The 23,186-nt window shown below is 45.8% G+C and carries 12 protein-coding genes; 3 read left to right on the top strand and 9 right to left on the bottom strand.

Annotated features, from left to right (window positions below):
• Positions 1–52: 52 nt before the first annotated feature.
• Positions 53–12,514, top strand: coding sequence for a VCBS domain-containing protein (locus MTO69_RS07180; RefSeq protein WP_248327848.1), 12,462 nt, complete (start codon positions 53–55; stop codon positions 12,512–12,514).
• A gap of 190 nt (positions 12,515–12,704) precedes the next feature.
• On the opposite strand, the gene MTO69_RS07175 is transcribed toward MTO69_RS07180, so the two are convergent.
• Entirely contained in the window at positions 12,705–13,898 is a 1,194-nt protein-coding gene (locus tag MTO69_RS07175) for a class I SAM-dependent methyltransferase (protein ID WP_248327846.1), read from the bottom strand.
• A gap of 97 nt (positions 13,899–13,995) precedes the next feature.
• Complete coding sequence (locus MTO69_RS07170) at positions 13,996–15,399, bottom strand: methyl-accepting chemotaxis protein (protein WP_248327844.1); 1,404 nt, start codon at positions 15,397–15,399, stop codon at positions 13,996–13,998.
• Positions 15,400–15,494: 95 nt separating this feature from the next.
• Here MTO69_RS07170 and yccX point away from each other — a divergent pair, with 95 nt between their 5' ends.
• Entirely contained in the window at positions 15,495–15,767 is a 273-nt protein-coding gene (gene yccX, locus MTO69_RS07165) for an acylphosphatase (protein ID WP_248327842.1), read from the top strand.
• 6 nt (positions 15,768–15,773) lie between these two features.
• Here yccX and MTO69_RS07160 read toward each other — a convergent pair whose 3' ends face one another.
• The 6 genes from MTO69_RS07160 to MTO69_RS07135 form a co-directional block, all read right to left on the bottom strand.
• A complete protein-coding gene (locus tag MTO69_RS07160) occupies positions 15,774–16,103 on the bottom strand; it encodes a TusE/DsrC/DsvC family sulfur relay protein (RefSeq protein ID WP_176287783.1) in 330 nt (109 codons plus the stop codon).
• A gap of 126 nt (positions 16,104–16,229) precedes the next feature.
• A complete protein-coding gene (locus MTO69_RS07155; RefSeq protein WP_248327840.1) occupies positions 16,230–16,892 on the bottom strand; it encodes a Bax inhibitor-1/YccA family protein in 663 nt (220 codons plus the stop codon).
• Between the two features lie 187 nt (positions 16,893–17,079).
• A complete protein-coding gene (locus tag MTO69_RS07150) occupies positions 17,080–17,829 on the bottom strand; it encodes an amino acid ABC transporter ATP-binding protein (protein WP_248327838.1) in 750 nt (249 codons plus the stop codon).
• A gap of 22 nt (positions 17,830–17,851) precedes the next feature.
• Positions 17,852–18,949 (bottom strand): amino acid ABC transporter permease, encoded by a 1,098-nt coding sequence (locus MTO69_RS07145; protein ID WP_248327835.1) that lies wholly within the window; start codon positions 18,947–18,949, stop codon positions 17,852–17,854.
• Position 18,950: 1 nt separating this feature from the next.
• Positions 18,951–20,153, bottom strand: coding sequence for an amino acid ABC transporter permease (locus MTO69_RS07140; protein ID WP_248327833.1), 1,203 nt, complete (start codon positions 20,151–20,153; stop codon positions 18,951–18,953).
• Positions 20,154–20,233: 80 nt separating this feature from the next.
• Positions 20,234–21,262 (bottom strand): amino acid ABC transporter substrate-binding protein, encoded by a 1,029-nt coding sequence (locus MTO69_RS07135; protein ID WP_248327831.1) that lies wholly within the window; start codon positions 21,260–21,262, stop codon positions 20,234–20,236.
• A gap of 460 nt (positions 21,263–21,722) precedes the next feature.
• Here MTO69_RS07135 and MTO69_RS07130 point away from each other — a divergent pair, with 460 nt between their 5' ends.
• Positions 21,723–22,658, top strand: coding sequence for a precorrin-2 dehydrogenase/sirohydrochlorin ferrochelatase family protein (locus MTO69_RS07130; protein ID WP_248327829.1), 936 nt, complete (start codon positions 21,723–21,725; stop codon positions 22,656–22,658).
• A gap of 42 nt (positions 22,659–22,700) precedes the next feature.
• Here MTO69_RS07130 and MTO69_RS07125 read toward each other — a convergent pair whose 3' ends face one another.
• Entirely contained in the window at positions 22,701–23,186 is a 486-nt protein-coding gene (locus tag MTO69_RS07125; RefSeq protein WP_248327827.1) for a YajQ family cyclic di-GMP-binding protein, read from the bottom strand.

The raw sequence follows: 23,186 nt of genomic DNA, 5'->3' as shown, positions 1-23,186 counted from the left end.
TGTCGGTAACCATTCAAATTAGAAAAGCAGTCAAGGATAAAGGGCTTACATTATGGGTTTTGGTACTTACGTAGCAGTTGGAAATTTAGCCGCGAACCAGGTTATTGTAATCGACTTAAACGGTAACGTTCGTGTGCTCGCTGAGGGGGAGTCCCCGAAGCCGGGTGAACTTATTGTTCAACGCAATGATCAGTTGTCATCAGACGCGCTGCCTTTACAAGTTGAACAAGTCAACGAACAAGGCGAAAACCAAGATATTACCGCTGAATTAGAAGACATCTTTGCTGCGTTAGAAGATGGCCAAGACCCAACTCAGTTAGGTGAAGACTTTGCCACTGCCGCTGGAGGGCAAACGGGTTCTAGTCTAACGGCTTCTGGCTCAATCAGCCGTGATGCTGCCGAGACCATTGCCAATACCAATTTTGTCACCGAAGGTTTTCAATCCTTAGGCCTTTCCCAAACCCAAAGCCTTACCCTAGAAGAAGGATTTCAGTTATTTGCCCCTGTATTTGTTGGCTTAAACAACGATCCTCTCGGCGAAAACCTTGCTGTTGTTACAGATGAAGACACGCCAATCAGTGGCACCCTAGTCGCCACCGATCAAAATGCCCAAGATATCCTGACTTTTTCCCAATCTTCTGCTCCTGCTAACGGCACGGTTGAACTTGACCCTACAACCGGTGAGTGGACTTACACGCCAAACGAAAACTACAACGGACCAGACAGCTTTACCGTTATCGTTGACGATGGTAACGGTGGTACAGATACCCTTGTCGTCAATATCGATGTGACGCCTGTGAATGATACCGCTACGGTTAGTGACGACGATGGCTTAGTAGTAGAGGATGTAGAAGACCAATCTATTGCGACTGGAAACTTGGATATATCAGACGTCGACGCTGGAGAAGCGTTTGTGCAGCCATTCGAGGTTTCTAACGAATATGGTACGTTCAATGTCGAGTCTGATGGGAGCTGGACTTTTACCATCAATAACGACAGTGCGACTGTTCAAGCTCTACCTGATGGTAAAGAAGTTCCACTGACTTTTGATGTTACTTCAGTAGATGGCACGGGCACGGGTACAGTGACGGTTATTGTCAAAGGGACAAATGACAAGGCCGTTATCACCACGTCAGAGGAGGAAGACACCTCAGTCGTGGAAGTGGGTATTGATGGCAATGGCGACCCGATTGGTGATGCAAAGGCAGGCGGTCAATTAACCCTGAAAGACGTCGACGACGGTGAGCAAGTGTACCAGCAGCCAACGAGCTTGGAAGGCGACTTTGGTACCTTTACGTTCAACATCAACACTGGTGCATGGACATACACGCTCGATCCTACTAAGTCGGACCCGCTTAACGCGGGTGACAAAGAAACCGATACTTTAACGGTCAAGTCATTCGACGGCACAGCGTCAGAAACCATTACAGTCAATATCTTGGGCAGTAATGATAAAGCGACGATTTCAGTTAAAGACGCTCAGAGCGAAGATGTGATTGAAGCTGGTATTGACGGACAAGGCAGCACGGTCGGTAATAACTTTGCCAAAGGCCAACTCGAAGTCGCAGATGCCGACAGAGGCCAAGATACGTTCGCAGCTGTTGATGGTGCGAAGCTTGCTGGCAGATACGGTGACTTTACCTTCGATGCGTCAACGGGCGCGTGGACATATACCCTTAATGACACAAAAGCGAACAAACTGGATCAAGGTGACACTTACGAAGAGAAGTTGACAGTCAAGTCGCTTGATGGCAGTGCAAGTCATACCATCACCGTTGAAGTTCAAGGAAGCAACGATGCGCCAACAGTGGCAGGCGCACTGAGCAAATCAACGCATGAAGATGCAGCTATAACGACACTGAATCTATTGAAAGGTGCAGACGATGTGGATGCGGATGCAACGTTATCCATTAAAGACATCACTGGTCTAGTCGATGGTTTATCAGTGGATGCAGACGGCCACACACTGAACATTGATCCATCATTCTTTACCTACCTTGCTAAAGGGGAGAAGGAAGTCATCAAATTGACTTACAAAGTGGTCGATGGTCTAGGTGGTGAGGTTGAGCAAACAGCTGAAGTTACGATTAATGGTCGCAATGATAAAGCGACGATTTCAGTTAAAGACGCTCAGAGCGAAGATGTGATTGAAGCTGGTATTGACGGACAAGGCAGCACGGTCGGTAATAACTTTGCCAAAGGACAACTCGAAGTCGCAGATGCCGACAGAGGCCAAGATACGTTCGCAGCTGTTGATGGTGCGAAGCTTGCTGGCAGATACGGTGACTTTACCTTCGATGCGTCAACGGGCGCGTGGACATATACCCTTAATGACACAAAAGCGAACAAACTGGATCAAGGTGACACTTACGAAGAGAAGTTGACAGTCAAGTCGCTTGATGGCAGTGCAAGTCATACCATCACCGTTGAAGTTCAAGGAAGCAACGATGCGCCAACAGTGGCAGGCGCACTGAGCAAATCAACGCATGAAGATGCAGCTATAACGACACTGAATCTATTGAAAGGTGCAGACGATGTGGATGCGGATGCAACGTTATCCATTAAAGACATCACTGGTCTAGTCGATGGTTTATCAGTGGATGCAGACGGCCACACACTGAACATTGATCCATCATTCTTTACCTACCTTGCTAAAGGGGAGAAGGAAGTCATCAAATTGACTTACAAAGTGGTCGATGGTTTAGGTGGTGAGGTTGAGCAAACAGCCGAAGTTACGATTAATGGTCGCAATGATAAAGCGACGATTTCAGTTAAAGACGCTCAGAGCGAAGATGTGATTGAAGCTGGTATTGACGGACAAGGCAGCACGGTCGGTAATAACTTTGCCAAAGGCCAACTCGAAGTCGCAGATGCCGACAGAGGCCAAGATACGTTCGCAGCTGTTGATGGTGCGAAGCTTGCTGGCAGATACGGTGACTTTACCTTCGATGCGTCAACGGGCGCGTGGACATATACCCTTAATGACACAAAAGCGAACAAACTGGATCAAGGTGACACTTACGAAGAGAAGTTGACAGTCAAGTCGCTTGATGGCAGTGCAAGTCATACCATCACCGTTGAAGTTCAAGGAAGCAACGATGCGCCAACAGTGGCAGGCGCACTGAGCAAATCAACGCATGAAGATGCAGCTATAACGACACTGAATCTATTGAAAGGTGCAGACGATGTGGATGCGGATGCAACGTTATCCATTAAAGACATCACTGGTCTAGTCGATGGTTTATCAGTGGATGCAGACGGCCACACACTGAACATTGATCCATCATTCTTTACCTACCTTGCTAAAGGGGAGAAGGAAGTCATCAAATTGACTTACAAAGTGGTCGATGGTTTAGGTGGTGAGGTTGAGCAAACAGCCGAAGTTACGATTAATGGTCGCAATGATAAAGCGACGATTTCAGTTAAAGACGCTCAGAGCGAAGATGTGATTGAAGCTGGTATTGACGGACAAGGCAGCACGGTCGGTAATAACTTTGCCAAAGGCCAACTCGAAGTCGCAGATGCCGACAGAGGCCAAGATACGTTCGCAGCTGTTGATGGTGCGAAGCTTGCTGGCAGATACGGTGACTTTACCTTCGATGCGTCAACGGGCGCGTGGACATATACCCTTAATGACACAAAAGCGAACAAACTGGATCAAGGTGACACTTACGAAGAGAAGTTGACAGTCAAGTCGCTTGATGGCAGTGCAAGTCATACCATCACCGTTGAAGTTCAAGGAAGCAACGATGCGCCAACAGTGGCAGGCGCACTGAGCAAATCAACGCATGAAGATGCAGCTATAACGACACTGAATCTATTGAAAGGTGCAGACGATGTGGATGCGGATGCAACGTTATCCATTAAAGACATCACTGGTCTAGTCGATGGTTTATCAGTGGATGCAGACGGCCACACACTGAACATTGATCCATCATTCTTTACCTACCTTGCTAAAGGGGAGAAGGAAGTCATCAAATTGACTTACAAAGTGGTCGATGGTTTAGGTGGTGAGGTTGAGCAAACAGCTGAAGTTACGATTAATGGTCGCAATGATAAAGCGACGATTTCAGTTAAAGACGCTCAGAGCGAAGATGTGATTGAAGCTGGTATTGACGGACAAGGCAGCACGGTCGGTAATAACTTTGCCAAAGGACAACTCGAAGTCGCAGATGCCGACATAGGCCAAGATACGTTCGCAGCTGTTGATGGTGCGAAGCTTACTGGCAGATACGGTGACTTTACCTTCGATGCGTCAACGGGCGCGTGGACATATACCCTTAATGACACAAAAGCGAACAAACTGGATCAAGGTGACACTTACGAAGAGAAGTTGACAGTCAAGTCGCTTGATGGCAGTGCAAGTCATACCATCACCGTTGAAGTTCAAGGAAGCAACGATGCGCCAACAGTGGCAGGCGCACTGAGCAAATCAACGCATGAAGATGCAGCTATAACGACACTGAATCTATTGAAAGGTGCAGACGATGTGGATGCGGATGCAACGTTATCCATTAAAGACATCACTGGTCTAGTCGATGGTTTATCAGTGGATGCAGACGGCCACACACTGAACATTGATCCATCATTCTTTACCTACCTTGCTAAAGGGGAGAAGGAAGTCATCAAATTGACTTACAAAGTGGTCGATGGTTTAGGTGGTGAGGTTGAGCAAACAGCCGAAGTTACGATTAATGGTCGCAATGATAAAGCGACGATTTCAGTTAAAGACGCTCAGAGCGAAGATGTGATTGAAGCTGGTATTGACGGACAAGGCAGCACGGTCGGTAATAACTTTGCCAAAGGACAACTCGAAGTCGCAGATGCCGACAGAGGCCAAGATACGTTCGCAGCTGTTGATGGTGCGAAGCTTGCTGGCAGATACGGTGACTTTACCTTCGATGCGTCAACGGGCGCGTGGACATATACCCTTAATGACACAAAAGCGAACAAACTGGATCAAGGTGACACTTACGAAGAGAAGTTGACAGTCAAGTCGCTTGATGGCAGTGCAAGTCATACCATCACCGTTGAAGTTCAAGGAAGCAACGATGCGCCAACAGTGGCAGGCGCACTGAGCAAATCAACGCATGAAGATGCAGCTATAACGACACTGAATCTATTGAAAGGTGCAGACGATGTGGATGCGGATGCAACGTTATCCATTAAAGACATCACTGGTCTAGTCGATGGTTTATCAGTGGATGCAGACGGCCACACACTGAACATTGATCCATCATTCTTTACCTACCTTGCTAAAGGGGAGAAGGAAGTCATCAAATTGACTTACAAAGTGGTCGATGGTCTAGGTGGTGAGGTTGAGCAAACAGCTGAAGTTACGATTAATGGCCGCAACGATGCACCTACCGCTGTTAATGACTACGGCAAAGGCCTCATATTCCAAGAATCGTTTGAAGAAAGCGGATTAGCAAATGGTAAGTGGGACACGTTTGCTGACTACAACGGATGGACAATTACTAACTCAGATGGAGAGAAAGCAGAGTTAGAGATCCAAACAGGCAACGTTGGCGTGTCATCCGCGTCGGATGGCAATGCACATGCGGAGCTAGATGGCCATGAGCTAGTGAGTATTTCAAGAGATTTAGATACTAAAGAAGGCTCTACACATACGGTCACATTTGATTATAAACCGCGACCAAACCATGAAGGCGACAGCGGCCTTACAGTGACGTTTGGTGATACCACTGTCGTTATTTTCTCAGCTCCAAACGGAAACATTTTTGTTACCTCTGGAAATGGCGCTCAAGTCGAGGGTCTCACTGTTACACAAGACCCAAGTAATGGTTGGTACACCATCGCCTTTGATGAAACTGTGTCAGATTCTTCTACCACTCTGACTTTTACTGGCAACGGCAATGACAATACCTTCGGTGCATATATTGACAATATCTCGGTAGAAAATGCCTCTGGTTACCAAACTCAAGAAGAGGAAGAAATTCGCTTTACACCCGAAGAACTTCTGGCTAACGATACTGACCCTGATGGCGATGATTTGGCTATTATTTCTGTTAAGAACGGGGTTAACGGTGAAGTTGCGATGGTTAATGGCGAGATAATTTTCACGCCAGCTAAAGACTTCAATGGTGTCGCCAGTTATGAATATGTTATCGCGGATCCTAGTGGCGAAACATCAACAGCAACCGTATTTATCAATGTCACTCCAGTGAACGATCCACCAGTAGCGAATGACGACGGTCATACTCTCGGTGACAACCTGATTGTCAATGGTAGTTTCGAAGATTTCACCAGCAGTAACAGCGCACCTGGTTGGGGCGATAGAGCAAGTAACCTAGACGGTTGGGTATTTGATGCTAACTCAGGTAACTTAGACTTGGTTGAAGATGGTTATAATCGAGTAGAAACCGATCTTGACCATTTCATTGATATGGAAGGTGAAGGCGGTAGAGGTGACAATGTAACTCTAACGCAAACAGTAAATGGTGTTGAAGAAGGCAAGCCATACCAAATTTCACTTGATGTAGCAGCTCGGGGTGAGAACCATACGGCTATGCTGAACGTTGTTTGGAACGGTACTGTGATTGCCACTGTTACTCCAGATAGCAACACAATGAAAACGCATGTTTTCGAGGTGGTTGGGTCAGCTGGTGACAACACGATCAGCTTTGTTGAAGTAGGTTCCAAAGGTGATAACAGTGGTACCTACCTAGATAACATTAAAGTGCAAGAAATCATTGTCGACCTAACTACAGATGAAGACGTTTATATCGACATCCCAGTAACAGATCTGTTGTCAAATGACACTGATGTAGATGGTGATAGACTATCTATCTCATATGATCTAATCACTAAAGATAACACTCATGGCGAGCTTATCTTTATTAAGAAAGTGCTCGAACCGGGTGTGGTTGCAGATTTCATTCGTTTTACACCAGAAGCCAACTACAACGGTATTGCTCAATTTGACTACACAGTTCGTGATGGCAACGGTGGCGAAGATACTGCAACAGTGACGATTAACGTAAACCCTGTTAACGACGCTCCAGAGTTCACTAACGAAAATAGCCAAAATGGTGGTTACGAGTTTAGTTATGACGAGGGCATCACTGAGTCTGATGTCATCGGCACAGTAACAGCTAAAGACATCGACAACACTCAGGATGAACTAACGTTTAGCTTTAAGTCTGGTAATGAAAACGGATGGTTCGCCATTGATGATCAGGGCCGCATTACTTTAACCGAAGAAGGCGTTCAATCTTTGGCTAATAACTTTGAGGTTGAGGATAACATCCATAACCTTGTAGTTACCGTTAGTGATGGTCAAGCGACTGATGATGTTGAGGTTAAGCTAACAGAGCTTAACTTAAACGACAGTGCCACTGAGTTTGCTGAAGACGCTTATACATTTAGTTATGAAGAGAACTCTAAAGCGGCCGGAGAAACTATTGGTACCGTCTCTGCCTCTGACTTAGATGGCGATAACATCGTTTACTCAATCGAGCCTGGTGATAACGTCTACGCAGCCGATGACACTGACCAGTCTGAACCTTATTTTGATGTTGACCAAGATGGTAACGTAAGCTTGACTGAAGCTGGCGTAAAAGCTTACACCAACGACTTTGAAACCTTGGGTAATGCGCACTCGATTACCGTTACCGCTAAGGGCCTAGATGGCAAAGGCGTTCCAACGGTGAGCACTGTTGTCGTCAATCTCAACGAAACGGACGATAAAACCGACAACCCACCAGAGTCGGAAGACTTCTCTATTAACGTAGGTGAGTCTGGGACGGCTAAAGTTATTTTCAATGACGGCAATGGCAGCATTGAAGGTGATGGCTCGGATCATATCTCCGACAATGAAGACGACAATGACAACAATGCGGATACAAACGTGGGTGTTGTCATTACTGAGCTACCGGATCACGGTGTATTGAAATACGGTGATGATGTCATTACCAAGGATGACCTTGCTGTCTTTGACGGAAATGGCAACTTAGTTAAAGAAGGTAAGGTGTTTGAAGATCCTAACTTGATTGAATACATCCGCAGCGAGAATAGTGAAGGGTTCCTACTTGGCGTTAAAGACGAGCAAGATGTCGATAGTCATTCGCCTTCGAAAAACAACTTCCACAATTGGGGTGAAGCAACAGATGATCCGTCTGTTCGTAAACTCACGCTTGCCGATGGTGATGTGGTAACCATTACCGCAAGTAAAAAAGGACAAGGTGACGATGACCTTGTTCAATACAACGAAAACGCAAATCATGTCGGTTACGGTATCGGTGTTGGTCAAGGTAATGGCATTCAGCAAGGTGAGACTATCACAATTAACTTTGATAGCCGCCCTGCCGACAGCATTACTCTTGGCTTAGATGGCCTTGGTAGCTACTTCGACAAGAACCTAAATAACGGCAATGAATCGAAAGTAACAATTATGGTGACTTGGGTGGATGCCAATAACAACGTCCATAATTCCCCATTCGAGTACCAAAAAGACACCAGTGGTAATAAAGATTTGTTCCACGAAGTGACTATACCTTCAGATTCTTTCGCGCTGCCAGATGGCGCTATGATCCAATCTGTTGATTTGTCTACCGAGGGCAAAGGCAACTGGGAGCTTCGTTACATCGATACTCGCTCTGATGATTCGTTTGATTACCGAGCGATAGACTCCGATAAAAACTACAGTGACGAGTCAACTGTTACGATCAACAATGCCCCTGATGCGAATGATGATCCGCAAACATATACAGTTCAATTAGGGACATTCGCAGAAGATCGTACCAACTGGGATGCTGAAGGAGTCACCGTTTCTGGTTATGTTGGTAAGTCTGGTGACTTCAGCCAGAATGCAAACACAGCTAAAGAACTGACCGTAACCGATGGCTATGAGTTGGGCGTAGAAGGCAACATTAACGGTGGTCCAGCTGCTCAGTTGCAGTACAACCGTGAAACTGGCGAGTCTGAGAAGATTGCTATCAGTCTGCCTAAACCAGCGACAAGCTTCTCCTTTGCAGTTTCGCACCTTGTTTCAGGTGAAGGTGCAGCGGGAGAGCAAGGTATGTGGACTGCTTACCTAGACGGTAAGCCAGTGCAAAGTGGTGTGTTTAGCCTTGATTCAGGCCATGAAGGTTCATTTAGTTATGACCTTGATGTTGCGTTCGATACCGTGGTTTTTGAAGCGACTGATTTTGTCGAGGGCGAAGCGAAAAATACCGATTCATCAGATTACTTCCTAGTTGGTTTCGAAGCGACTGGCACAGGTGCTTATGCGGTGAATCAAAGCGAGGGTGAAATTCGTATCCCAATTTCAGAGATTTTATCTAATGATTTCGACCTAGATGGTGACGAAATCACAATCACTGGATTTGGCGATACAAAAGCCTCTATCGATGGTGATTATGTTGTCTTTGACTTTGACAACAATTTCAGTGGTGAAGAGACATTTGAGTACACTATTTCTGATGGCAATGGCGGCACAGATACGGCGAACATTACGATTATCGTTAATCCAGATGTACCAGCAGTGAGTGTTGAGTCTATCGCTGTGAATACTAACCAAGTCAGCGAAGGCGAATCACTAAGCTTCACCGTTAATTTGTCTGGTAGCTCTGCGCTTTCTCAATTGCTTGCGGTTGAGTTTGGTATCAATCCTAATCAAGATGACAACACAGCTGACAATCAAGATGTTGATTTAAGCAATGCCACCTTTACCAATGGAGTGACTTACAACGCCTACACAGGCGAATTGTTTGTACCGCCGAATGTTGCCTCTTTCGACATTGTTATACCAACTGTATTAGACGGAGAAGTCGAGCCTACAGAAGCATACAATATTGAGATTGATGGTGTATCTGCATCTGGGGATATCTTGAACAACGATCGACCAGAAGTTGACCTAAACGGTACGCAATATCAGATCGATATGGTTTCGGAAAGTGCTAGCCATAGCAACGTGTTCGGCTACTATATCTGGGACAGCAACACAGGCACAGCTGAGCTTAACGTTCTTATTGGCAATACCAACAGTGTTGCCGATAAAACAGCACTGGCGCTACTTAATTCTCTAGATAATGTTGAGTTTTTCCTATTGTCCGACGGAGCTAACACCGTTGAAGCAAATGATGTATTGACGGTTAATGCAGAAGGCAAGCTGTTTATCAATGGCAGTGAAAGCGGCCAAACGGCGTACTTTAGCCATGTTGATGCACATAAATCACAGTTCCAAATTTCTGACGATAAGTCGGAAATTAAGATTGAAGATCTGCCGGTCAATAATGGTGATAGAGACTACAACGACTTAGTTATTGCTATCCGTCCAATTGATGATGGTATTAACTACTCAACCACTTACATTGAAGGAAAAGGCGCGGTCACCATTGCCGATGTCGATGCTGATATCTTTGATGATAACGATCTTATTTCGTCTCTATCTCTCAAGTTGAAAGATGGACAGATTGGTGACATCTTAGATTACTCGGCTGTAGACAATAACAAGTTCACAATCTCAACGGATTTCAAAACAGGTACTGTAGTTATAGCTGTACTTGGTGGGGGGGCATTGAGCGCTGCTGAGTTCGAAAATGCTCTGAAATCTATTACATTCAGCAATACCAGTGATGACCCAGACAACACAGATCGTGTTATTGAAGTGACGGTAACCGATGATAAAGGTCAGGTTTCGGCCGTTGCAGAAACGGTAATTAGTGTCTCCGATGCAAGCGATGGTGGCAGTAATGATGATTTACCACTAGCCAAAAACTTTGACTTAGATTCTGATCACAGTGTTGTTAGAGTGAACTTCGCGCCAAATGCAACTGATGTACAAGACGATGAGTTTGCTGACGATAATAAAGTCACTAGCGTCAGACTTGAAAGTCTGCCAACCAATGGCGATCTCTATTACAAAGACGCACAAAGTGGCAGCTTCGTTAAGATAACTCAAGAGATGTTAAATACAGGCGATGTTGAGTTCAGAGATGACATTGAAGTTTATTACGTAGTAGATCGTGCGAATGCGACCGCTAGCAGTAATATTTCTAAAGCAGATGCTTCTGACATTGGTGATGATGGCGTCAAAGACTTCAGTGCCAATGGTCTTACGTTGTCGGGCGGGACAGTATCCGACGGTGAGTTTATCAACGATGGCGTAATCAAACTCGACGTGGGTGAGCAGGGCGGATACTTCGTTGCGACTACTGATAGTGGAAAAGGTAAGGAAACGCAGGTTGGAGAGTACATTTCAATCAAGTCAGAACAAGGCAATATGTCTTCGATAACCATTAGTTTTGATAGCTTGAATCCAAAGCCAGAAGACGTGAAGATGACTGCATATCTATTTGATAATGGACAGGTCGTTGGACAGGTCGCCCTTGATATTGACCAGATTGTAGGGGGGCATAATATGGAAGGCTCAGCTGAAATATTGCCTTCAGATATACCTCCAGCAGTGACATTCGATGAAGTTAAGTTAGCTGTGAGCTCTCCAAAAAATGGAGGGTTTAATATCACCAACGTAGAAGTTGAATCTTTTGGTAATATAGCCATTAATGATAGCTTCGATTATTGGGCTGTTGACTCTGACAATCAAGTTAGCTCAACTACAGGAACTGTTACTATTGATGCGTCTACAATAACTCCATCGTCTGGTGCTAATGGCGGAATTGACAGTGTAACGGCTCAAGGTACGTCTGGTGCGAATAAAATGGATTGGGCGACTTCTGCAGCAACGCGCTTCCAAGAAGAAAGCCAAGTGTTCCATGATTATGATGCAGTCAACGGTGAGTCTATAGATGTAGGTATTGGCGGTGATGATGTTCTAATGGGAAGTGGCTCAGATACAATATACATGGGAGATAGTCATTCCCCTGGATATGATTTCGATGTTGATGCTCAAGAATCGCCAAGAAGCTTGTTTACATCTGGTGGTACATCAAGCATAACTTATGATGCTAATAATGAAGACGCTGCATTGAGGTTTAGTGGTTATTCAAACGCAGGTTTAGATGTTGCTCATGGTGCAGGTGGAAACGACGAAATTTATGGCCAGGGAGGTGCCGATTTGCTATTTGGTGGCTCCGGCCATGACATTATTGACGGTGGTGAAGGTAACGACGCTGTTCGAGGTGGTTCAGGTAATGACACACTAATTGGGGGGACGGGTAACGATATCCTTGTTGGTGACAGCGGCAGTGATATTCTTATTGGCGGAGAAGGCGAAGACATCTTCAAGTTCGTCGACCAAGGCACTGGTATCCGTAATGGCGAAGTCGATACCATCAAAGACTTTACCAAAGGTGAAGATAAGATTGATATTTCCGAATTACTGCAGGCAGACGATAATGATTCTATTAGCACACTGCTTGAAGTAGATGGTGAAAACTTGAAACTTACTATTTCAGATACTGATACCAACAGCAGCCAGCAAGTTATTCTTGAAGGGGCTACAGCTCAATATACAGAGGCAGGTTCTGTGATGGATACCAACGCAATCCTAAACGACCTACTGAAGGTATACGACACAAATAACCACTAAAAACAAAAGGGCCGCAAGGCCCTTTTAGTGCTCGCTAGATGAACTATTAGAGTTCTGCAAAATAAACAAAGGGTTGACACTAAGTGCCAACCCTCCAAAATTTGCTCGTTGCTCGTTGCTCGTTGCTCGTTGCTCGTTGCTCGTTGCTCGTTGCTCGTTGCTCGTTGCTCGTTGCTCGTTGCTCGTTGCTCTACAACACCTTACAAGCAAACCCTTTAAGATAAAAACCCTCCGGATAAGCACTGTCGGTAGGGTGGTCAGCCGCTTGTTCAAAGCGTTCAACGAACTTGACCTGGCGACCAGAGTCTACCGCGGCATCAGCAATCACTTTCTGGAATAGCTCGCCACTCATTAAGCCAGAGCAAGAGTAGGTCAGTAGTGTGCCGCCTGGTTTAAGAATTTGCATCGCTAGCATGTTGATGTCTTTATAGCCGTTGGCCCCAGAGGTGAGGTTGTTCTTGCTAGAAACAAACTTCGGCGGGTCCATGATAACCACATCAAACTTGGTTCCTTGGTCACGGTATTCACGAAGCAGTTTGAATACGTCAGCATTGAGAAACACAGCGCGTTTCTTCGAAATATCAAACTCGTTAAGCTCGGCATTAAACTTGGCGGTATCGAGTGCTGGCTGAGAAACATCGGCGTTGATCACACGCTTGGCGCCGCCTTTAAGGGCGTACAAGCCAAAACCGCCGGTGTAAGAGAAGCAGTTCAGCACTTCTTTGTCTTTCACATATTTCATTGCTTGTTGGCGACTATCACGTTGGTCAAGATAGAAGCCAGTTTTGTGGCCCGAAACGATATCCACGCTGATTTTGACGCCGTTTTCTTCAATCACTACGGATTTTGGTGGCTCTACACCGTGGAGAACGCCAACCGTCTCTTTCAGACCTTCTTTTTTGCGCACCGCTACGTCTGAACGCTCGTAAACGTTACATGAAGGGAAACATTCAGCTAGTGCGTCAACCAAGGTTGGTTTGTGGAACTCTGCACCAGCACTCAGTAGTTGGCACACTAGGAAATCTTGATACTTGTCGATTGTGATGCCCGGCAAGCCATCAGATTCCGCTGCAATGAGTCGGTAACCGGTTAGGCCATCCCGTTCAATAATATCTTCACGCAGCAGTTGAGCATCTTGAATACGTTTGACAAAGAAAGCTTTGTCGATCGACTCTTTTTCGAAACTCCATACACGAGCTCGGATCTGTGAGTTCGGTGAGTAGGCGGCTTTGGCAAGCCACTGACCGTCGTGAGTAAACACGTCTACTGTCTCACCGAGTTGAGGTTCGCCTTCAACCTTGTGGATACCACGCGAGAATACCCAAGGGTGTTTGCGACGAAGAGATTTATCACGGCCTTTAACAAGGTAGATAGCTGGAGTCATTGCACTGCTCAATAGTCTGTTTCGAAAGGAGGGGTATTTTGGAAGAACTAGTGGGGAAAAGCAAATAAAAGAGCCGCTAGTTAGCGGCTCGATAGAGTTAGGCTTTTAGCCCCGTCAATAACGCTTCCATTTGGTCGCTTTGACTTCGTAACTGAGTGATGTTGGCGTTAGTCGCGCTAATCATGTTGTGGACATTGTCTGCCTGGACCCGAATCTCCTCTACGCTGGCGGCGATGCTATCGGCTACCACGCCTTGCTCTTCTGCTGCAGTCGCAATTTGCATGCTACTGTCTGAGATAGACTGGTTTTTTACCGCCAATGAACCGATTTCAACATCAACTTCCGACATCAACTCATGGCCTTCTGCTGCGTTGACCACTGTGGTTTCCATTAACTGGGTGAGGGATTGACTGTTGCGTTGGAGGGCTTCGATCATCGTTTGAATCTCGACGGTGGCCTGTTGAGTGCGCCCCGCAAGAGCACGAACTTCGTCTGCAACCACAGCAAACCCTCGACCTTGTTCGCCGGCGCGCGCGGCTTCAATCGCAGCATTGAGCGCTAGCAAATTGGTTTGCTCAGAAATGGCATTAATCGTTGTGATCACTTCATCGATTTGTGCCGCGTTTGCATCTAGTTCAGCGACCGCTTCAGATGCAGACTGAATCTCTTGTGACAGCTTAGAGATCGACCCAAGAGTGTGGCCCACTTTTTGTTGCCCTTGTTTGGCAACGCTACGGGCATCTTCTGTTTGGGTGCTGGAATCGTGAGCAAGGTTGGCGACTTCTCGAATGGTCGATGCCATTTGTTCAGTGGCACTGGCCAGTGAGTTCAAGTGTTCTTGCTGAGTGCCAGACACCTCGGCGCTTTGCTGATTCGACTGATTGAGGTCGGAGCTGATTTGTTGCATTAGCGCGATCGACTCTTGAATTGAAATCACCATGTTTTGCTCACGCTCGGCAACCTTATCAATCGTGATCGCGATTTCGCTAAACTCATCACGTACCTTGAAAAAGTTCATACGGCTGGTTAAATCACCGGATGCCAGTGTATTAAGCGCCTTGTTCATGGTGAACATAGCGCCACCAATGAAGGTCATGATGTAGTAGACACCAAGCGCGATCAACGTCAGGGTAACCAGGACGATAACAATGTGTGTGGTCGACATAGCAGACCAAAGGTCTTGATCATGGTTTGCCACCAAACTGAAGGCACCATTACTGACACTCATTGCGCCGGCACCTGAGCCAAATGACACGGAGTCTGAACTATTGATGATTGCAGCCACTTGATCTTTAGACAGGTTTCCTGCTTCGATCAGATCTCGCATCAAACCCAGCTCTTCTTGGTAAAGTAACGCCAGCATTTGATCAGCAGTGTTATCTAGAACAAGAGTCAAAACGATAAGAGCAATAACGGGGAGCAGGAAAAGTAAGTAGAATTTCTCTTGAATTTTTAGATGAATGAGATATTTGTCAATCCAGCGGAAGGGTATTTCTTTCATAATTATTATATCCAGTTAGGCGTCCCATCCTTTCATTATGGGACAGTGTCGAACTTCATCAATATATCATCGGCAGATTAATTGAGGTAAGTCTAATGGAACAAAGTTGTGAAAAGTTCACAGTATCAGGCGTCGTTCAAGGGGTAGGCTTTCGCTATCATACCGCTCACCAAGCTATGCAGCTCGGATTGGAAGGGTACGCAATGAATCTTGCTAACGGAGATGTCGAGGTTGTCGCTTGCGGTCAGCAATCAAAAATTGACCGGCTTTCTACCTGGCTGGAGCAGGGGTCACGAACCTCGCACGTTGATTCCGTAGTTCGTGAGCCCATTAGCTATAAACCTTATAAAGGCTTCAAGATACTTTAGATTGTATTACAGACACTTAGCTGGTTTTGGTAATCCTGCAAGCTTTGTGGCTTGCTTAGCTGGGCCTTGCTTGAACAGCTTAAATAGATACTTGCTGTTTCCCTTCTCTGGGCCATGAGCTTTCTCCATCGCTTTAACCAACATCCGAACGGCCGGTGATGTATTGAACTCCTCATAAAAGTCTCTCACAAAGTGCACAACCTCGAGGTGCGCATCGGTCAACTCGATACCTTCTTGCTCTGCGAGTATCGAAATCATCCCTTCTTCCCAGTCTGTGTGGTTAAGTAGATAACCTTGAGCGTCAGTTTCGATTTGTTTGCCGTTGTATTCAAACATTTTACGATCCTAAATATTGTGAAGTTCGATAGGGTAACGCAGCATACCTTGATTGAATAAGATAGCAAGAAAAAGCCCGAAAGGGTTAGCTTTCGGGCTTAGGAATAGCGAGATGTCTATGACAAATTAGTCGTCGTTCATAATGCCTAGAATACTCAGTAGGCTGATGAAGATGTTGTAGATAGACACATACAGCGTAATGGTCGCTGAAATGTAGTTCGTTTCGCCACCGCGAATGATGCCTTGTGTGGTCATCAGAATCGCCATGGTTGAGAAGACAATAAACAGGCTGCTCAGTGCTAGATGTAGGATGGTTGACTGAATGAAGAAGCTCGCAATCATACCGACAACAAGAACAACGAACAGCGACAGCATTAGGCCGCCCATCATAGATAGGTCACGCTTAGTCGTTAGTGCGTATGCTGATGCCGCCATAAAGGACAGTGCTGTACCGCCTAGAGCCATCAGTACAACATCACCCATACCAGCGCCGATGTAGGCATTGAGCACAGGGCCTATGGTGTAGCCTAGGAAACCAGTAAATAGGAATGTAAACACAAGACCCATACTGTTGTTGCGGTTCTTTTCTGTTAAGAAAAGCAAACCATAGAAACCGACTAACATGATGATGAGACCAGGACGAGGTAGGTTCATCGCCATAGATACGCCAGCAACAACCGCAGACCATAGCAGTGTCATAGAGAGTAGAGCGTAGGTATTACGCAATACTTTGTTTGTTTGTAGAGCACTTTCTTGCGTAGAAGTGCGGGTAAACATAGGACTGTTCATAATCTTCCTCGTGAAGTTTTATGTTTATACCGACATATATGAGGCTTATCAGCAAAAAGATCAAGCCCCAACGAGTCTAGTCGTTAGTAAAATAATAATAGAAATAGAAACTTAAGTATTTTGAAAGATGTAACACAATATAACAATCAAAAAGGGCGACCGAAGTCGCCCTTTGCTTACCCATCAATTAATGATGAAGAATTTGTGCCAGGAAGTTTTGGGTGCGATCAGACTGAGGATTTTCGAAGAAGTCTACCGGGTTGTTTTCTTCGATGATCTCGCCTGCGTCCATGAAAATAACGCGGTCAGCCACCTCTTTGGCAAAGCCCATTTCGTGAGTGACACACAGCATGGTCATGCCTTCTTCCGCGAGTTCAACCATAACATCGAGTACTTCACGAACCATTTCAGGATCGAGTGCAGATGTAGGTTCATCAAACAGCATCACTTGTGGGTTCATACATAGAGAACGGGCGATAGCAACACGTTGTTGCTGACCACCAGAGAGCTGGCCAGGGTATTTGTCTGCTTGCTCTGGGATTTTTACACGTTCTAAGTATTTCATGGCGATGGCTTCAGCTTCGTCTTTTGGCATCTTCTTGACCCAAATCGGAGCCAGAGTACAGTTCTCAAGCACCGTTAGGTGAGGGAAGAGGTTGAAGTGCTGGAAACACATGCCGACTTCACGTCGTACCGCTTCGATGTTTTTCAGGTCATCCGTCAACTCGTTGCCAGAGACAATGATTTGACCTCTCTGATGCTCTTCTAAGCGGTTAATACAGCGAATCATGGTTGATTTACCTGAGCCTGATGGCCCACAGATAACAATCTTTTCGCCTTTTTGCACGTTTAGGTTGATGTTCTTCAGTACGTGAAACTCCCCGTACCACTTGTTCATATCCTTTAGTTGGATCATGTAATCTTGTTGCTGCGTCATAATACGTCCTTGAGCTTTTTGATTATCGTTTGTGACCGGTATGGAGTTTGTTTTCTAGCCATATCGAATATCTCGACATGCCGAAACAAAATACCCAGAACACTAACGCGACAAATACATAACTTTCAGTTGCAAAACCAAGCCACTCTGGGTCGGTATTTGCAGCCTGACCAATACCGAGTACGTCAAACATACCGATGATAAGCACCAGACTGGTGTCTTTGAACAAGCCGATGAAGGTGTTCACGATAGAAGGAATGGTGATTTTCAGTGCCTGCGGCAAGATAATCAATCCCATCTTTTTCCAGTAGGTTAGGCCTAGAGCGTCAGCCGCTTCGTACTGACCTTTAGGAATCGCTTGCAAGCCACCACGAACCACTTCGGCCATGTATGCCGAACTGAACATCACAACACCGATGAGTGCGCGAATAAGCTTGTCGGTTTCTGAGCCCTCAGAGAGGAACAGTGGAAGCATAACTGATGCCATAAACAGGACTGTAATCAGTGGTACGCCACGCCAGACCTCGATGTAAATGGTACACATGCTGCGAATAATCGGCATGTCCGAGCGTCGACCTAGCGCCAATGCGACCCCGATAGGCAGAGAGACAACGATACCGACCAATGCGATGATCAATGTAACCAGTAGGCCGCCCCATTTATGGGTTTCTACTACCTCTAGGCCAAATACACCACCATACAATAAACCGGCAATGATGAATGGGTATACGTTGACGAAGAATAGCCAAATCCACATCCGCTTTGGTGTTTTTTCATACGCGAGTAATACGGTGAAAATTGCCAAAGTGATGTAGAACAGGCGAGGGCGCCAAAGCTCTTCTTGTGGGTAGAAGCCATACATAAATTGCTCCCAACGCACACTAATGAACACCCAACATGCGCCGTCACGGCTACATGCATCGCGAGTGGTGCCCACCCAATCTGCGTTTAAAAACGCCCAATCGAAAACGTTCCACAGCAATGTAAATGATAGGTAAGCCAAGATCACAGTAACAATAGAGTTTACCGGACCATTAAATAAATTGGTTCGCAGCCAACCCACAACCCCAACCGTATTTGCTGGAGGTGGAAGATCTGGCTGAAATTGATGTACTTTCATATTATCTCTCCACCAAGGCCACTTTACGGTTGTAAATGTTCATTAATGCGGAGGTCAACAAGCTCAAGGTTAAGTAGACGCCCATTGTCATCGCGATGATCTCAATCGCTTGACCGGTCTGGTTGAGTGTTGTTCCCGCGAACACTGAAACCAAATCTGGATAACCAATTGCCATCGCAAGCGATGAGTTTTTGGTTAAGTTTAGATATTGGCTAGTGAGTGGAGGAATAATGATACGCAGAGCTTGGGGAATCACGACCAATTTCAATGTGCGTGAACGGGGCAGTCCAAGTGACATTGCTGCTTCAGTCTGACCATGGCTTACCGCGTTAATACCCGAACGAACAATCTCTGCAATGAAAGATGCCGTGTAGATACTTAGCGCTAACAGTAATGCCGCTAGCTCAGGAATGATGCTGATACCGCCACGGAAGTTAAAGCCTTTAAGCTCAGGATACTCTGCGCTGATTGGCGACCCCATTATGAAGTAGACAACAACCGGTAGACCGACACACAGACCCAAAGCAATGCGTCCCATTGGTGTAATTTGCCCGGTCAATTTCTGGCGGTTTTTTGCCCAAATATTGATAAAGATAGTTGCAACAATACCGAGAACTAGAGCCCCGATCACGACAGAGGATCCCGCCTCAAAGATAGGGGCAGGGAAGTAAAGGCCGCGAACATTAAGGAATATCGCCTCACCAAGACTCATACTCTGCCTTGCCGACGGCAACGCTTGTAGTACTGCAAAGTACCAAAAGAAAATTTGTAGCAGTAGTGGTACGTTACGGAAAATTTCAATGTAGACCGCTGCAAATCGGCTAACCAGCCAGTTTGAAGACAGTCGAGCGACACCCATAATGAAGCCGAGGATGGTCGCCAAAATGATACCGAAAAACGACACCAAAGCGGTGTTGAGTAAGCCAACTACGAAAGTTCGCCCATAAGAGAAGGTTTCATCATATTCAATAAGCGTTAGGCCAATCCCGAACCCTGCTTCTTGACTGAGAAAGTCGAAACCCGTTGCAATGCCACGAGATTCCAAATTTGTTAGAGCATTATTGACAATGGTGTAAAAGAAAAAAACAAGCGCTGCAATCGCAATGACCTGGAAAACAACAGCTCGAAAGGTGGGATTGTAAAGAAGGTTAGCGTTTGAACTCGGCCCGTTATCCGACTTCGCCGCAACATTAGTAGGTTTCATACAGCTATAACCTCAAATCCATTTTTATAAAAAGGGCGGCCTAAACCGCCCATTTTCTTTAGTTACTAATAACTTATCGATTAACGGATTGGTGGAGCGTACATAAAGCCGCCAGCGTTCCATAGTGCGTTCACACCACGAGAGATCTGTAGTGGAGAACCTTCACCAACAGTACGCTCGAAGCTTTCACCGTAGTTACCCACTTGCTTGATAACTTGGTAGCCCCAGTCGTCACGAATGCCTAGGCCTTTACCTTTAGGACCGTCTACACCAAGGATACGCTTGATGTTTGGATCGGTTGACTTAAGCATTTCGTCTGCGTTAGCTGAAGTGATGCCGTACTCTTCTGCGTTAACCATTGCAGATAGAGTCCACTTAGCGATGTTAAACCACTGGTCGTCGCCTTGACGCACTACAGGGCCTAGAGGCTCTTTAGAGATAATCTCAGGCAGTACTTGCGCAGACGCTGGATCTGCCAAGTTTAGGCGAAGTGCGTACAGACCCGATTGGTCAGTGGTTAGCACGTCACAACGACCTGCGTCGAAGCCTTTAGATGTTTGTGCTGCAGTATCAAATACTACTGGCTTGTATGACATGCCGCTATTACGGAAGTAGTCTGCTAGGTTAAGCTCTGTTGTTGTACCAGACTGAACACACACTGATGCACCGTCTAGCTCTTTAGCGCTCTTAAGACCAAGGTCTTTCTTAACCATGAAGCCTTGACCGTCGTAGTAGTTTACGCCAACAAAGTTTAGACCCAGCGCTGTATCGCGGTGCAGTGTCCATGTTGTGTTACGAGAAAGAACGTCGATCTCACCAGATTGAAGTGCAGTGAAACGCTCTTTTGCTGTTAGTGGAACATATTTAACTTTCGTTTTGTCACCTAGAACAGCTGCGGCTAGTGCTTGACAGTACTCTACGTCGATACCTTCCCATTCACCTTTTGAGTTAGGGTTAGAAAAGCCTGGCAAGCCAGTACTTACACCACAAGTAATAAATCCTTGTTTAGTTACTTTATCCAGCGTGCTATCAGCTGCAAAAGCGCTTGTAGACATCAGTGCAGTAGAAGCAGCTACCACTGAAGCAAGAAGTGTTAGTTTATGTGCCATTTGTATCCTTCCTGTATGATCCATGATTGTTCAGGGGAGCCCTGATACAACGTTCGAAAATGTTGTGTTTCCATTAATTATTAGGCTGGTTTTGCTCTTATCGAGTCTTAACTAAATCAACCAGTTATAAGCGTAGGAAAGGATTTGTAATTTCTCAAATATATAATTTAAAAAGATTTTTGAGAGAACTCACAATTCCTGACAGACATTAGAATGGCTAAATGTTGCCTAAATGTAAATAGTGCAACACCTCACAAAACTGGTGCGACAGGATGGTGTAACAAATTTATCAATACATCTAGATTTAGAGAGTTGAATGAATATATCAAACTGGTCGATATCACCAAACATTGTGTGAAATTTGGTCATTAATTATGGCTATGATCGAAATCACATGAATCTCATGCCCCATTTTTGTTAGTATCGTGCGCAAAGACGTTTTTACAATTCAAGGAATGAAATGCAGTATTTTCCACTGTTTCTAGATTTAAAAGGTAAGCCAGTGTTGGTGGTCGGGGGCGGTGAGGTAGCCAGTCGCAAAGTCGATAGCCTTATTCGAGCAGGGGCTGCTGTCACCATTGTTTCGCCTAAGGTCGAGCCTTATCTTGAAGGTTTAATAGAGCAAAACTTATGTCAATGGGTTCAAGGCTTTTACTCGCAAGAGTTGCTTAAGCCTGATTACGTCCAAGTGTGGGCGACCACCGACAATCCAAGCCTCAACCACCAGGTTCACCATGATGCCAAGCGTCAAGGTATTCTGGTTAACGTGGTTGACGATCAGCCTTACTGTGACTTTATTACCCCCTCGATCATCAATAGAGGTCGTATTCAGTTGGCGATCTCAAGTGGGGGAGCTGCGCCAGTATTGATTCGCAATGTCAGGGAAAAACTGGAAAGCGTGCTGCCACAGAACCTTGCTCTTCAAGCGGACTTTGCAGCATCAAAGCGAAGCGATATTAAGCAGAAGCTTCCTTCCGTCGACACTCGACGCAAGTTCTGGGAGCGCTTTTTTGCTAGAACGGATGTAGCAAGTGCGCTGAGCCACAGCGAACTGGAACGTGCGTATCAACAAACACTAGAGAGCGATGTCGTAGACAAAGGAAGCGTGACTTGGGTTGAGTATGGAAGTGATGTGGAGCTGCTGACGCTAAAAGCGCTTCGCTTGATGCAAGAGGCGGAATTGGTATTGTTTGACCACAAGTGCCCATTTGCTTTTATTGACTTAGTGCGTCGAGATGCTGAGAGGATTGAAATAGCCAATGAGGCGGAGCTGGCGACGCATTTAGAGAATGGAAAGTCGCAGCAGCTGCGAGTCGTGGTCTTTGTGGCTCCAGAAGCCAATGTTGTCAGTTTTATGCAAACCAATGACACAGTGTTGCGTCTTGGCACAGAATGACAAAAAGGCTGAACTCTCAGCCTTTTTATTGCGTTATTTAGTCTAGTCGCGGAAGTTTTCGAACTGGAAAGGTTGCCCTAACTCCGCTTCGCGAATAACGGCGATCACAGCCTGTAAATCATCACGCTTTTTGCCTGTTACGCGTACCTTCTCACCTTGGATTGAAGCTTGAACTTTCATCTTCTTATCTTTGATAAGCTTGACGATTTTCTTCGCCATAGGTGTTTCGATACCTTGCTTAAATACAACGATTTGGTGCCAGTTTTTGCCCGTTGCTTCTTCAGGTTTGGCCTCCATTGCGTTGGCGTCAACACCGCGCTTCGCTAAGTGGCCGCGTAAGATATCACGCATCTGTTTGAGCTGGAAATCGCCCTCAGCGTTCATTCTTACAGACTCATCTTTCTGCATTTCAAAAGAGGCGGCAACACCTCTAAAGTCAAAACGCGTAGACAGCTCGCGCGTGGCGTTATCCACGGCATTGCGCAGTTCAACGGTGTCAATTTCTGAAACAATATCGAATGATGGCAT

Source organism: Vibrio sinaloensis (genome assembly GCF_023195835.1).
In the GTDB taxonomy this organism is placed as follows: domain Bacteria; phylum Pseudomonadota; class Gammaproteobacteria; order Enterobacterales; family Vibrionaceae; genus Vibrio; species Vibrio sinaloensis_C.
Note: the sequence above shows the minus strand (reverse complement) of the source record. Positions and strands in the feature narration are given on the sequence as shown.

Excerpts from the sequence above, each read along its gene's own strand:
- MTO69_RS07180 (WP_248327848.1), top strand. The coding sequence starts at position 53 with ATGGGTTTTGGTACTTACGTAGCAGTTGGAAATTTAGCCGCGAACCAG.
- MTO69_RS07175 (WP_248327846.1), bottom strand. The coding sequence starts at position 13,898 with ATGACTCCAGCTATCTACCTTGTTAAAGGCCGTGATAAATCTCTTCGT.
- MTO69_RS07170 (WP_248327844.1), bottom strand. The coding sequence starts at position 15,399 with ATGAAAGAAATACCCTTCCGCTGGATTGACAAATATCTCATTCATCTA.
- yccX (WP_248327842.1), top strand. The coding sequence starts at position 15,495 with ATGGAACAAAGTTGTGAAAAGTTCACAGTATCAGGCGTCGTTCAAGGG.
- MTO69_RS07160 (WP_176287783.1), bottom strand. The coding sequence starts at position 16,103 with ATGTTTGAATACAACGGCAAACAAATCGAAACTGACGCTCAAGGTTAT.
- MTO69_RS07155 (WP_248327840.1), bottom strand. The coding sequence starts at position 16,892 with ATGAACAGTCCTATGTTTACCCGCACTTCTACGCAAGAAAGTGCTCTA.
- MTO69_RS07150 (WP_248327838.1), bottom strand. The coding sequence starts at position 17,829 with ATGACGCAGCAACAAGATTACATGATCCAACTAAAGGATATGAACAAG.
- MTO69_RS07145 (WP_248327835.1), bottom strand. The coding sequence starts at position 18,949 with ATGAAAGTACATCAATTTCAGCCAGATCTTCCACCTCCAGCAAATACG.
- MTO69_RS07140 (WP_248327833.1), bottom strand. The coding sequence starts at position 20,153 with ATGAAACCTACTAATGTTGCGGCGAAGTCGGATAACGGGCCGAGTTCA.
- MTO69_RS07135 (WP_248327831.1), bottom strand. The coding sequence starts at position 21,262 with ATGGCACATAAACTAACACTTCTTGCTTCAGTGGTAGCTGCTTCTACT.
- MTO69_RS07130 (WP_248327829.1), top strand. The coding sequence starts at position 21,723 with ATGCAGTATTTTCCACTGTTTCTAGATTTAAAAGGTAAGCCAGTGTTG.
- MTO69_RS07125 (WP_248327827.1), bottom strand. The coding sequence starts at position 23,186 with ATGCCATCATTCGATATTGTTTCAGAAATTGACACCGTTGAACTGCGC.